At 62.0% G+C, this 11,577-nt stretch carries 13 protein-coding genes, 1 tRNA gene and 1 pseudogene; 7 read left to right on the top strand and 8 right to left on the bottom strand.

What is annotated here, in order from left to right; translation table 11 throughout:
- Window positions 1-54 precede the first annotated feature (54 nt).
- Together GBB14_RS09995 and GBB14_RS09990 are read right to left on the bottom strand one after the other, a co-directional pair.
- Complete coding sequence (locus tag GBB14_RS09995) at window positions 55-1,275, bottom strand: FtsX-like permease family protein (RefSeq protein ID WP_151529763.1); 1,221 nt, start codon at window positions 1,273-1,275, stop codon at window positions 55-57.
- A complete protein-coding gene (locus tag GBB14_RS09990; protein ID WP_151529764.1) occupies window positions 1,259-1,861 on the bottom strand; it encodes an ABC transporter ATP-binding protein in 603 nt (200 codons plus the stop codon). Before GBB14_RS09990 ends, GBB14_RS09995 begins: the two co-directional genes overlap by 17 nt.
- Window positions 1,862-1,972: 111 nt before the next feature.
- Here GBB14_RS09990 and GBB14_RS10640 point away from each other — a divergent pair, with 111 nt between their 5' ends.
- From GBB14_RS10640 to GBB14_RS09975, 4 genes and pseudogenes are all read left to right on the top strand, one after another.
- Window positions 1,973-2,545, top strand: a complete 573-nt coding sequence (locus GBB14_RS10640) for a hypothetical protein (RefSeq protein ID WP_192796115.1) — start codon at window positions 1,973-1,975, stop codon at window positions 2,543-2,545.
- Window positions 2,434-3,063 (top strand): sensor histidine kinase, encoded by a 630-nt coding sequence (locus GBB14_RS10635; protein WP_192796114.1) that lies wholly within the window; start codon window positions 2,434-2,436, stop codon window positions 3,061-3,063. Before GBB14_RS10640 ends, GBB14_RS10635 begins: the two co-directional genes overlap by 112 nt.
- Before the next feature lie 4 nt (window positions 3,064-3,067).
- Window positions 3,068-3,686 (top strand): annotated as a pseudogene (locus GBB14_RS09980) (response regulator).
- Between the two features lie 145 nt (window positions 3,687-3,831).
- Window positions 3,832-5,238 carry an NAD-dependent succinate-semialdehyde dehydrogenase gene (locus GBB14_RS09975; protein ID WP_151529766.1) on the top strand — a complete coding sequence of 469 codons (1,407 nt, stop codon included), beginning with the start codon at window positions 3,832-3,834 and terminating at the stop codon, window positions 5,236-5,238.
- A 283-nt stretch (window positions 5,239-5,521) separates the two neighbouring features.
- Here the strand turns inward: GBB14_RS09975 and GBB14_RS10765 are convergent, their stop codons facing one another.
- Window positions 5,522-5,653, bottom strand: a complete 132-nt coding sequence (locus tag GBB14_RS10765; RefSeq protein WP_255456461.1) for a hypothetical protein — start codon at window positions 5,651-5,653, stop codon at window positions 5,522-5,524.
- A gap of 540 nt (window positions 5,654-6,193) precedes the next feature.
- Between GBB14_RS10765 and GBB14_RS10630 the strand changes: the two genes are divergently transcribed.
- A complete protein-coding gene (locus GBB14_RS10630; RefSeq protein WP_192796251.1) occupies window positions 6,194-6,364 on the top strand; it encodes a hypothetical protein in 171 nt (56 codons plus the stop codon).
- Between the two features lie 737 nt (window positions 6,365-7,101).
- On the opposite strand, the gene GBB14_RS09970 is transcribed toward GBB14_RS10630, so the two are convergent.
- Window positions 7,102-7,186 (bottom strand) — tRNA-Leu (locus GBB14_RS09970).
- Between the two features lie 209 nt (window positions 7,187-7,395).
- Between GBB14_RS09970 and GBB14_RS09965 the strand changes: the two genes are divergently transcribed.
- Together GBB14_RS09965 and GBB14_RS09960 are read left to right on the top strand one after the other, a co-directional pair.
- Complete coding sequence (locus GBB14_RS09965) at window positions 7,396-7,764, top strand: hypothetical protein (RefSeq protein WP_151529867.1); 369 nt, start codon at window positions 7,396-7,398, stop codon at window positions 7,762-7,764.
- Between the two features lie 2 nt (window positions 7,765-7,766).
- Window positions 7,767-8,132, top strand: a complete 366-nt coding sequence (locus GBB14_RS09960; protein ID WP_151529767.1) for a DUF3817 domain-containing protein — start codon at window positions 7,767-7,769, stop codon at window positions 8,130-8,132.
- A 115-nt stretch (window positions 8,133-8,247) separates the two neighbouring features.
- Here the strand turns inward: GBB14_RS09960 and rdgB are convergent, their stop codons facing one another.
- The 4 genes from rdgB to murI all read right to left on the bottom strand — a co-directional run bounded on the left by rdgB (window position 8,248) and on the right by murI (window position 11,443).
- Window positions 8,248-8,934, bottom strand: a complete 687-nt coding sequence (rdgB, locus tag GBB14_RS09955; protein WP_151529768.1) for an RdgB/HAM1 family non-canonical purine NTP pyrophosphatase — start codon at window positions 8,932-8,934, stop codon at window positions 8,248-8,250.
- Between the two features lie 25 nt (window positions 8,935-8,959).
- Window positions 8,960-9,691 (bottom strand): ribonuclease PH, encoded by a 732-nt coding sequence (gene rph / locus GBB14_RS09950; RefSeq protein ID WP_151529769.1) that lies wholly within the window; start codon window positions 9,689-9,691, stop codon window positions 8,960-8,962.
- Window positions 9,692-9,741: 50 nt separating this feature from the next.
- Window positions 9,742-10,509, bottom strand: coding sequence for an MBL fold metallo-hydrolase (locus tag GBB14_RS09945; protein ID WP_151588412.1), 768 nt, complete (start codon window positions 10,507-10,509; stop codon window positions 9,742-9,744).
- A gap of 61 nt (window positions 10,510-10,570) precedes the next feature.
- Window positions 10,571-11,443: a glutamate racemase gene (gene murI / locus GBB14_RS09940; protein ID WP_225976625.1), complete on the bottom strand. Its 873-nt coding sequence runs from the start codon at window positions 11,441-11,443 to the stop codon at window positions 10,571-10,573.
- Window positions 11,444-11,577 lie beyond the last annotated feature (134 nt).

The raw sequence follows: 11,577 nt of genomic DNA, 5'->3' as shown, positions 1-11,577 counted from the left end.
TCATCTTTATGTTTCCGGCGTGCCCACCCACCCCGCCGCGAGCATCCGGCACAGCTAGACGTAGCCGTCCCCGCTAGTACACAGATGTATGAACCGCCAGGCGAGCACGATTTTGAGCAGCGTCGTCACCGCTGCCATGACGAGGAACATGGCCAGCCATGCCTGCCACCACAGCCCCGTGAAGGGATCCTCCACGCCGAGTAGCCCGTTGAGCCGCACCACCACATAGATAGCCATGAGCGCCACCACCGCGGCGGCAGTAATGGTGTGCGCGATCGCCTCGCCTATTTGAATGGTGAGCGGGGCCCGCGGCGGCGCCCCAGCTAACCGGAGGGCCCGCACGTCCGCCGCAATGCGGTGGCGCATGAGTAAAGAGATAGCGAGTGCCGCCACCACGCTCGGAATGATCGAGGGCCCAAGCAGCACCACGAACACCTCCCACGAGGACACATGCCACGACCCACTGGCTATCATCATCGCCCGCATCCCAGAGCCAACGACCACGATCAGCCCACCAAAGATCACCCACGGCACGATTTGCGGGGCGCTGAAACGGCGGCGATTGCGCACATTCGCCCCTGCGATCCCCACAACTCGCGTCCACTGATCCAGCAGCGGCAGCAGCCACGGCATGAATAAAGACAGCGCCACGATCAATCCCATAGACCAGCCAAGAAAAGCATCCGGCTCCATCGTGGCGGCTATAGAAGGCGCCAGCACCGCAGCTACCAGTAGCGCCGCCACCGGGGTTGTCCACCACGAGGAACGCACCACTACTGGGCGGAAGATACGCCGCACGGGCCACAGCACCGCCAGCACCGCTGCCGTCGAACAGATAGCCACCGCGGCGATCGCAGACGTACTACTGAACGCCAGCGCGTCGAGGCTGAGGCCATCCGCCCGCAGCGCCTCTTCGGTCGGGCTAAGCAGCGGCGGCACCAGCACTAGACCCACGGCGCTCGAGGCGAGTGCCACAACCACCACCTGACCGAGCACGAATCCCACGATCATCCAGCCCGGCATGCCCACCAAGCGCCAGCTGCGATACACCTCCCAGTGCTCGTCGATAAGCAACCGCATCTGCATCGACACCACCAGCATGATGGAGCACAAGGACATGGCGAGGATCGTCCCTCCCGGCGGTCCGGCATCGCCCCCACCCGCAGTAATCAGGGTCAAAGCGAGCCCGCAGCTCGCAGCGGAGACCACGAGCGTCAGTACCACCGCCAGCCACGACACGCGGTTGGCCCAGACATCCTTAAGCCACACGCGCATGGTCTGCCTCCATGTCTATGATCCGGTCCGCGGCTGCGGCGGCGGCATGCGAGTGCGTCACCATCACCACGGTGGCCCCCTTGTGCGCAGCGGCCCGCAAATGCTCCAGCACGGTCGTGGCGGTGGCATCGTCCAGCGCCCCCGTGGGCTCATCGGCGAAGATGAACGAGGGCGTGGCCAGCAGCGCCCGCGCTATAGCAACGCGCTGCTGCTGCCCACCGGAGAGCTCCGCGGGCATCTGGCGCTGGCACCCATCCAGTCCGAGATCGTGAAATACCCGATCCGCCTCCGCGCGGGTGCACGGGCGCCCAGAGAACTTTGCCGTGAGCATCGCGTTGGTCCGAGCATCAAGCGATTCCAGCAGGTTATAGTCCTGGAACACGAAGGCCCGTTCCGTGCGCTCCGGCGCGTTTAGCGTGCCCGAACTGGGCTTATCCAGCCCCGAGAGTAGATTGAGCAAGGTGGACTTACCGTAGCCCGAGGGCCCCATTATGGCCACGAACTCGCCCGGCGCGATCGTGAGGCTAAGATCGCGAAACACGAGGCGGCGACCATACTTCTTGCTGAGGTTCTCTGCTGTCAACATGCCCTCATCACACCGCGCGCACCGCGCCTGGCACGAGGGAGCTGGCTGCCGAATCTATGGTGGAGCTAACTCCACTTACTCGCACGGCTGCAACGCTTAGGCTTATTAGTTATGTCAGTTCTGCGTTCGGTCGGCTGGAATATTCTGCTCGCACTAGCGTGCATTCCGGCGCTGGCCGTTACCCTCGTGCTGCTGCCGTGGCTGCCGCTGCTCGCCCGCCCGGTGGATGCCTATGGCCGCTGCGGCGCACGGACCTTTGCCAGCCCCATTCGCCAGCGCACGGTATCTCGCTGGTTCGATTGGCGGCAGGTGCTCCATCTTTTTCTGCAGCTCGTGGTGTCTGTTCTCAGCTTGATGCTGTGGACCATGCTGGGCTCGTTCATCGTTTTCGTTGCGATCGCGCCCTTCATGGTGGATACGCTCGAGTTCAATTCTTGGCAGAGCTCGAATCGCGTGGTGAATGTGGCACTCTGTGTCTCCATTGCCGCGGTGGCGCTGGCGCTGCTGCTCACGCTGAGCTGGGCCTTGACCTGGCTCTCGGTACGGGCCTCTCAACTCACCCTCGCCCCTCCGTGCGGGAGGTTCAAACCTCGCGAGCATTACTTGCCGACGCTTTCTCGGGCGAACGACGCCGCATCGAAAGGGAACTCCATGATGGACCTCAGCAACATCTCACTGCCCTGAAACTTAATCTCGCGGCGGCTCGCCTCGCCATGGATCCCGAGCCAGCGATACGCAAGGCCGAAGAAAACGCGGCCCAAGCCTTGGCCGCCCTGCGGGCCACGGTGCGCGGCATTGCACCACAGGTGCTCTACGATAACGGCCTCGTGGCAGCGGTGGAAGAATTACTCGCCCACGCCGGCATCGACACCACGCTACACACCGACACAGCCGCCGTGCCGCCGCTGGATGAGACCACGGCCTTGCTGGCCTATCACTGCATCAGCGAGGGGCTCACGAACGCCACCCGACACGGTCACGCCACCCACGCCGATATCGGCATCGACGCCACGGCCTCTGCACTGCACGTGACGGTGCGCGATAATGGCGACGGGGTGAGCGCAGAGTCCCCCACCGCTAGCGCGGGCACGGGGATCATGGGACTACGGGAGCGTGCCGCTGTGCTCGATGGCACCGTGACGCTGCGCATGACTGACACCGGGACGCTGCTGCACCTCACGGTGCCACTACTAAGGAAGTAGCCACATGCATATTCTTCTCGCCGAGGATTCCACGCTGTTGCGCGCGGGCATCGAACAACTCCTGCACGCCCTGGGCCATAGCGTGATCGCCGTCGCGGACGCCGACGCCCTGCGGGACCAGGGCCGTAGAGGGGATATCGACCTCGTGATCACGGATGTACGCATGCCGCCGATGCTTCGCGACGATGGCCTCAAGGCGGCCTCGGAGCTGCGCCGCGAACGTCCGGGGCTGCCGGTGATTGTGCTGAGCCGCCAGTTACCTCGATCAGCTCATGGACGGCGGCTTCGGCTATCTCCTCAAAGAGCGCGTCTCTGAGGTGGAGGAGTTTGTCCGAGCAATCGAGGATGTGGCTGCGGGGAAGACGGTGGTGGATCAGGAAGTGATCGCCACCTTGCTCAATGCCAAGCGCAGCGGCATCATCACCCTCACCCCGCGGGAGAAAGATGTGCTCGCGCTCATGGCTCAGGGCCTGAGTAACCGCGATATGGAAAAGATCCTGTTTCTTAGCCCCTCGGCGGTGAGCAAGCATGTGGCCAATGTGTTCATGAAACTCGGCTTCCAGCTCGAGGACGACAACCGCCGCGTCAAGGCCGTGCTCGCGTGGCTGCGCTACACCGGCTAGCCGCCGCACAGCGCCGGCACCCACCTGCCCGCCACCCTTGTGTGGGGCCAGTTATTGAGTGAGATTAGGCACTGATAGACCGATATCTCCGTGTTGTGTGCCCAGAGCATTGCAGCCACTGGTGGGCAGGACTATACAGGGCGATATGAGTACTTTCGCATTAGAAAACCCCAACACCGGCCGTTCCGAGCAGGAGTTTGATCGCATCACGGATGCTGAGCGGGATGCTATTCTCTCCCGCTCCACCGCCGCCTATACCTCGTGGCGCACCACCTCCATCGAGGAGCGTGTGGCGGTGTTGAACGCCACCGCCGATCTTTATGAGGAGCGCATCGATGAGCTGGCCGACCACATCGGTCGGGAGATGGGCAAGTTGACCCGCTGGGCCAAGGCCGAAATCCAGCTTGTGGCCGATATTTACCGCTGGTACGCCGAGCACGCCCATGAGCTGCTCGCCGACGAGTATCTGCCGGCCTCGGGGGCGCAGCAGACTGTGGTAAAAAAGGAGCCGCTCGGCCCGTTGCTCGGCGTTATGCCGTGGAACTTCCCCTACTACCAGGTGGCCCGCTTTGCCGCGCCGAACCTGCTGTTGGGCAACACCATCGTGCTCAAGCACGCCTCCATCTGCCCGCTGTCCTCCCAAGCCTGCCAAGACCTGCTGGAGGAGGCCGGTTTGCCGAAGGATGCCTATATCAACGTCTATGCCTCCGGCTCACAGATGGATGCCTTCGTGGCGGATAAGCGCATCAAGGGTGTCTCCCTCACCGGTTCGGAGGCCGCCGGTTCCGCCGTGGCCACCACCGCCGGCAAGCACTACAAGAAGTCCGTGTTGGAGCTGGGCGGCAATGATCCCTTCATCGTCTTGGATGAGCAGAACCTGGACTGGGTGCTGGAGCAGTTTGTGAAGATCCGCATGTACAACACCGGCCAGGCCTGCAACGCCCCGAAGCGGCTTATTGTGATGGAGGACTTCTACGATCGCACCGTCGAGTTCCTCGAGAAGAAGATCGCAGCGATGACGGTGGGCTCCTACGATGACGAGAACGCCGATATCGGCCCGCTGTCGTCTATCGGCGCCCGTGATGAGATCGTCGAACGACTCGAGAAGGCGGCCCGCGACGGCATCGCCACGGTGCGTGTCGGTGGCGGCGCCATTGATCGCGACGGCGCCTACATGGAGGCCACCCTGCTCACCGATGTCGACCCCAACTCGGAGATCGGCTGCAACGAGATCTTCGGCCCCGTCGCCGTCGTGTACAAGGTGGCTAATGTGGACGAGGCCATTGCCCTGGCCAATAACTCCGACTACGGCCTGTCCTCCTCGGTGTGGGGCACAGACCTCGAGCAGGCCTATGCAGTGGCGCAGCAACTCGAGGACGGCATGACCTTCGTCAACGAATCCTCGGTCACCGCCGCCAACCTGCCCTTCGGCGGCATTAACCGCTCCGGTTATGGCCGCGAGTTGGCCCGCTGGGGCGTGGGCGAGTTTGTGAATGAGCACCTCTACCGCGTCAGCGATCAAAGCGATGCCGGCCTCTCCCCTGCCCTCTAGCTTCTCCTAGATACACCAACACCCACCTACTGCTGTAGGTGGGTGTTCGTGCGCCTAGGGGGACGTGTACTCCCACTGGTCAAGCTGCTGTAGATATTCTCGGTATTCTCCCCGCTGCCGAATGGAGTGGTAGGGAGTACATCACCCAGCGCTCAGTACCCATCGCGAGAATCAGCTCGCTCTATGGGGCCACCCAATCAGCTAACAGTGCCACTAGACGAACCCTCGGAATAGAAAGACCGGCGGCACACCATGCAGCTCTTGCTCAGCGCTGAAGAAATCACTAACCGCGCGTGATCGACTTTGCCATCTCGTAGTTACGGTCGACCATGACGTTCCTAGGTTTTTTAACGGTGGGGACAAGCAACTCGACGACGTCTGCACCGGCGTCAACGACGAGCTTCATGGCAATCACAGCAGCCTCAACCTAGGCGTGGTTGACAAAGCTCGCCACCTCATTCGCCGCCGGTGCAGCCTTACCTCCGATTGCGCAGAGAACAGTCGAAACGCCTGAGCTAGTAGCCCAGAACGTCCACTAACTGGGGACTAATGAACTCGGTGACGGTACGAACAACGAGGCTCATCCGAGTTCATTAGGGAGAAGTGAAGCACAGCTACACGAGGTCAACCCGCCTTCAATTAAGCAATCACGGAAGCGATCAATGAGGTTGAGGGACCGCGTTCGAAAAAAATTACCCCCAGTGTCCCGCCTGCTTCTTAGAGTGATGAGAGGCCGGAGTTGTCAACCGCTGACACCAGTGCTTTCACCGAGAAGGAAACCACCGAATTCTAGGACTAGCAACCACTACGCCCAGTAGGCGAGATGTCGCGTACCTAAGAGCAATATGACCTCACCAGAGCAGAGGCGATCGTGACCTTCGGCCACCGTGAGCCCAGCCCCGCGACAAGTAACTAGCTCCCCTCAAACCCAGGAAGTAGAATATGAACCATGAACATGATCCGAACTACCCTCAACGAAATGGGCAGGATCAACATGCAGCAGAGCCACCGAGTGATCCAAGCAGCCCAGGAAGCACGCCTGCGCTCACAGGCCCGCACAGCCAGGGCGTTCAACCACGTGGGTGGCAACATCCAGGAGCAAATCAACCGCCGCTCCCAGGGCTAGAACACATCACTGCATCCGCGCTTGTCGGCTTTGAAGGACCTGTTCCCCCTCCTGCCATCATTGAAGAGTACAACCGAATCGCCCCTGGCTCCGGTACACGAATTCTCGATGACGCGCACGCCGATACCGTCTTGGACCGCCGAATCACCCAAGAAGCGTTCACACACACGAAGCGTGAAGCGTGGGTTCGGATAACGATGGCCGCACTTGTATTGCTCCTGTGTGTCGTTGGTATCTTCGCTTGTCTAGCACTCTTCGATCCACCCGAGTCTTTGGTCGGGGCATCACTCTTCAGTATTGGTGTCGCTGCACCAGTGATCAAAGAGGTGATTAACGGCTACAGGGCACGTCGGGCGCGGGACGCTGATGGGGGAAGATGAGGATTCATGAGCTGTGTGAGTTCGCCATCACCCTTATGGTGGGGAGTGGAGATCAAGACCGCTCGTTCGCGGAGTGGCGTTCCTATTTAGGCAGTAAAACGGCCGCCGGTGTCTGACTTCTCGACTATCTACGATCGTGAAGCCTGCGCGGTAGCATGCGTGGGCCTAGCGGTGCATGAGGTCGCAGCGATGTTTGGGCACTCGTCGCAGGTGCTGCTGTCTACGTATGCGCATGTTTGCGCCGAGGGCTGGTGATCGCGCTCGGTCTGCGAGTGATTTTGCGGGGTGCGGGATTTTTGCGGGATCGCGCCCCGAATCGAGTTATGACATTGTTCGTCTACCGAGGTAGATGGTGTGTGGTGCGCCTGGGGAGACTTGAACTCCCACGTCCTAAGACACTGGAACCTAAATCCAGCGCGTCTGCCAATTCCGCCACAGGCGCCCGCGCCGCGTACACGGTGCTGCGGGTATTGTATCCAGCACCTATGGGGATCGCCAACAACACTGTTGGCACGGGGTTTTCGCCACATGCTTCGCACCGCCCCCACAGCGCGGCGTCGTGAAGCATCTTGGGTATCGTAGAGGGGTGTGAGTACTAATCAGGGTGAGCCAACCACACCACCACGGCCCCGCAAGCGCGCGTCGGTGGGAATGATTGTGTTCGTCGCCCTCGCGGTGGCCGCCACGCTCGGATTGGCCTATTGGCAGTGGACTCGTTTTCAGTCCGGCTCGGGCACGTTCCAAAACTTGGGATATGCACTGCAGTGGCCCTTCTTCGGCGCGTTTATCGTCTACGCCTACCGGAGCTACCTCAAATACGAGAATGAATTGCTCGAGGATGACCAGGAGGTCTCCCCCGTTGATCGACGTATCGCCGAACGCGGCGAGATGACCGAGATCGACGAGGACTTCCTTCCCCAGCGTCCGAGCATGGATGTGACTACCTTCAACGCACTCAACGAGCAGCACCGCCGCCGCTCCAGCTCCCCCTCTACCGACACCAACGAAAGCTCTTCCTAGCCATGACTTCTTCTTCTCAGTCCCAGCGCCCTGCCCCCACCCCACAGCGTCAGGCGCGGGTACGCCAAGCCCTGAAGCTCTTTTCTATCGCCGCCTGGGTCACCGGTGTGTGGCTGTTGATCCTCACCACCCGCATGGTTCTTGAGTATCTGGTGGGTATCGACATGCCGGAGTGGACCCGCATCATTGGTCAGCTCCACGGCCTGTTCTACATGCTCTATCTCATCGCCACCTTAAACCTCGGCGTGAAGGCCCGCTGGGAGCCATTGCGCTGGATCCTCACCGCCCTCGCCGGCACGATCCCCTTCCTCTCCTTTGTGGCTGAGTCCCGCCGCCGCAAGGAAGTCACCGAGGCCTTCCAGCTCTAGCGCAGCACGCTTGACGACGCCGCCCTCCCCCGCGGCAGCGCACCGCCGCACGCACGACCGCCGAGCCTGATCACTGTGATCGGACTCGGCGGTGTGGTGTGTGCTTTAGAGCTGTTTAGCTCGAGGTGTCGTCGTCATTGTCCTCGGAGTCCTCGCTGCTGCGGGCCTCCCACTGGGCCACGAGCGAGGAAATCGCCGGAACCAGGGCCTCGAGGGCCTTGCCGCGGTGCGAGAGCGCATCCTTTTCTTCGCCACTTAGCTCGGCGGAGCTGCGGGGGCGCTCATCGGTGCCGTCCACGCGCTCATCCTCTTCGGCCGGCACGAACAGCGGATCATAGCCGAAGCCGTTCTCGCCCACGGGGTTACGCAGCAGGCGGCCAGCCCACTCACCCTTTTCAATGAACTCCTCACCCTCTGGGGTGACGATGGCGCACACCGACACGAAGCTGGCGTCGCGGCGCCCCAGGGGAACGTCTTTCATCTGCTTCAACAGCAGCTCATTGTTGGCGTCATCATCGCCCTCACCGGACCACCGGGCAGAGAGCACACCCGGCATGCCGTTCATTTCCTTCACGCACAAACCGGAATCATCGGCCAAGGTCACCTCGCCGGTGGCCTTGGCCCCGGCGCGGGCTTTGATCAGCGCGTTATCGGCAAAGGTGCGGCCATCTTCTACCGGCTCCTCATAACCAAGCAGGTCCTCGGAGGTCACCAGCTCGCAGTTCTCAACGCCTGCGACATCCAAGACACGGCGCAGCTCGACGAGTTTCTTGGGGTTGTGAGTAGCTACATGCAGCAGCATCGCATCACTCCTTTGATCGTCTCTGCTAGGCCTGAAGGGCGTGCTTTTGGGCGTCGATGAGCTCGCGACAGCCCTTCTCCGCCATGTCCAAAATGGCGGTGACTTCCGCGCGGCTGAAGGTGTTGTGCTCGCCGGTTCCCTGGATTTCTACGAACTCTCCGGACTCGGTCATGATCACGTTCATGTCCACATCGGCGCGGGAATCCTCCTCATAGGGCAGATCGAGGCACACGTGGCCATCGATGATGCCCACCGAGACAGCGGCCACCGGCGGCAGCAGCGGGTCACCGCTGAGCACGCCACGCTCGCGCAGCACCGAGATGGCGTCGGCAAGCGCCACATAGGCCCCGGTGATTGCGGCGGTGCGGGTACCGCCATCGGCCTGGAGCACATCGCAGTCGATGGAGATCGTGTTCTCGCCCAGTTGGGACAAATCCACAGCGGCGCGCAGGGATCGCCCGACGAGGCGGGAAATCTCGTGGGTGCGGCCCTTGACCTTGCCGCGCATGGACTCGCGCGGCATGCGGTCATGTGTGGCGGCGGGAAGCATGGAATATTCGGCGGTGAGCCAGCCTTCGCCGGAATCCCGCTTGAAACGCGGCACCGATTCCTCGATCGAGGCGGTGCACATCACGCGAGTATTGCCGAACTCCACCAGCACACTGCCAGCGGGATTGGTGGTGAAACCACGGGTGATTCGGACCGGACGCATCTCATCGAGGGCGCGCCCATCTGCGCGCTGAAAGCTAGTAGTCATGGGCTTCAGGGTACACCGCAGGCGCGCCTTATCCCCTCAGACGTTGGGGCCTAGCCGGTATAGACCTGCCCCGGGGCGCCAACCACGATGGGGCCGTCGAACTCTTCGGCGGCGGCGCGCACCGCGCCCTCCACATCGCCCCACGGCGGAATGTGGACGAGCACCAGGGTGCCTACACCGGCCTCGCGGGCCAGCAGCCCTGCCTCGCGCCCCGAAATATGCAGCCCCTCCGGCTTGCCTTCCGAGGTGTAGCCCCAGGTCGCCTCGCAGAAAAAGACATCCGCGCCGCGGGCGCACTCGAGGGTGGAGTTAGTGAAGCTGGTATCGCCGGAATAAGCGAAGACGGTCCCCGTGGCTTCTTCCTCAATGCGCAGGCTATAGGCCTCGATCGGGTGAATGGCCTCAAACGGGGTAATGGTGATGCCCTCGAGATGCTCCGCCTCGCCCAGCCGCCACGGGGCGTAGGCAAAGGTATCCGACATATCGTCTACCCCATCGGTCTCATCTGCGGAGATACGCCCCAGCCGCAGCTCGGCATCGCTGGGGCCGAAGCACAGATTGCGCCCTTGGGCAGCCAGCTCGGGGTGGAAACGCCGCCACACGAGCAGCGAGGGGAAATCGAGGCAATGATCCGCGTGCAGGTGAGAAAACACCACATGCGCCTCGGAGGGGTTGATCATCTGCATCAACTGGGCCAGCACACCGGGGCCGATATCCATAATGATGGACTGTCCGCGTTCGCCCTGAAGGAGATATCCCGACGCCGGCCCCCCGAGGCCGCCCATGCTGCCGGTGCATCCAATGATGGTCAACTTCATACCATCACTTTGCCACTAAACCCGCGGTCATGTGGAAAAAGCCGCGGTGGTGTTTGAAAAGTTACAGACCCTGTACGTGTTGGACCTCAGTCACATGCGGGCCGAGGAAGCGCTGCGCGAGCATGGCGAAAATAGCGGGGTCACCAGTGGATTCGAAGGAGCGTTCCACCGCGTGCTCAGGATCGGCCAGCTTGTCGCTGTGGCTCAGTACCCGCAGCACATCCTTCGCGGTTTCCTCCGCGCTGGACACCAGCGTCACATCATCGCCCATGGCCAGCTGGATTACCCCAGAGAGCAAGGGATAGTGGGTGCAGCCCAGCACGAGAGTATCGACGCCCGCGGCCTGCAGCGGTGCGAGATAGCCTTCCGCTACCCCCAAAATCTGGCGCCCCGAGGTGATTCCACGTTCGACGAAGTTCACAAACTGCGGGCAGGGGGTGGCCGTGACCTCCACCTGGGGCGAGGCGGCGAAAAACTCCTGATAGGCCCCCGAGGTGATGGTTCCCTGGGTGCCAATAACACCAATCTTGTTATTGCGCGTGGTGGAGACGGCGCGCCGGACGGCCGGCAGAATAACGCCCACCACGGGAATGTCGTAGCGTTCGCGGGCATCCCGCACAAAAGCGGAGGTGGCGGTGTTGCAGGCGATCACGATCATCTTGCAGCCGCGGCGGACCAGCTCGTCGGCGATCCGCTGGGAGTGATCCCGCACCTTCGACAGTGGTTGCGGGCCATAGGGGGCGTTTTTGGTGTCCCCAATGTAGATAATCGATTCATGCGGCAGCTGGTCCACGATGGACCTCGCCACGGTGAGCCCGCCCAAGCCGGAATCGAAGATGCCGATGGGGGCATTATTGCTGGTCTGATCCGCCAGCACTCGCTCGTGGCCGAATTCATCAACCACGGTGCGGAAGTTCCACGGATTGTCCACCATTAGCTGCTCTGCGCTGTCTCGTTCCTCACTGGTACCCACAGCACGCAAGCCTAGCGAGGCGGGCGCGGGAAGACTAGCAGCGGCCCCACGAGCGTGGTCAGAGCGCGCGTGATTCAGAGCGGGCGCTGCGTTGC

It is taken from the genome of Corynebacterium sp. 51B (genome assembly GCF_008930785.1).
In the GTDB taxonomy this organism is placed as follows: domain Bacteria; phylum Actinomycetota; class Actinomycetes; order Mycobacteriales; family Mycobacteriaceae; genus Corynebacterium; species Corynebacterium megadyptis.
This window is presented reverse-complemented; position numbering and strand designations above follow the sequence as displayed.

Coding starts and splice junctions, on each gene's coding strand:
- GBB14_RS09960 (WP_151529767.1), top strand. CDS start 7,767: ATGACTTCTTCTTCTCAGTCCCAGCGCCCTGCCCCCACCCCACAGCGT.
- murI (WP_225976625.1), bottom strand. CDS start 11,443: ATGGTGGACAATCCGTGGAACTTCCGCACCGTGGTTGATGAATTCGGC.
- GBB14_RS09945 (WP_151588412.1), bottom strand. CDS start 10,509: ATGAAGTTGACCATCATTGGATGCACCGGCAGCATGGGCGGCCTCGGG.
- rph (WP_151529769.1), bottom strand. CDS start 9,691: ATGACTACTAGCTTTCAGCGCGCAGATGGGCGCGCCCTCGATGAGATG.
- GBB14_RS10630 (WP_192796251.1), top strand. CDS start 6,194: ATGATCCGAACTACCCTCAACGAAATGGGCAGGATCAACATGCAGCAG.
- GBB14_RS10640 (WP_192796115.1), top strand. CDS start 1,973: ATGTCAGTTCTGCGTTCGGTCGGCTGGAATATTCTGCTCGCACTAGCG.
- GBB14_RS09995 (WP_151529763.1), bottom strand. CDS start 1,275: ATGCGCGTGTGGCTTAAGGATGTCTGGGCCAACCGCGTGTCGTGGCTG.
- GBB14_RS09965 (WP_151529867.1), top strand. CDS start 7,396: ATGATTGTGTTCGTCGCCCTCGCGGTGGCCGCCACGCTCGGATTGGCC.
- GBB14_RS09975 (WP_151529766.1), top strand. CDS start 3,832: ATGAGTACTTTCGCATTAGAAAACCCCAACACCGGCCGTTCCGAGCAG.
- rdgB (WP_151529768.1), bottom strand. CDS start 8,934: ATGCTGCTGCATGTAGCTACTCACAACCCCAAGAAACTCGTCGAGCTG.
- GBB14_RS09990 (WP_151529764.1), bottom strand. CDS start 1,861: ATGTTGACAGCAGAGAACCTCAGCAAGAAGTATGGTCGCCGCCTCGTG.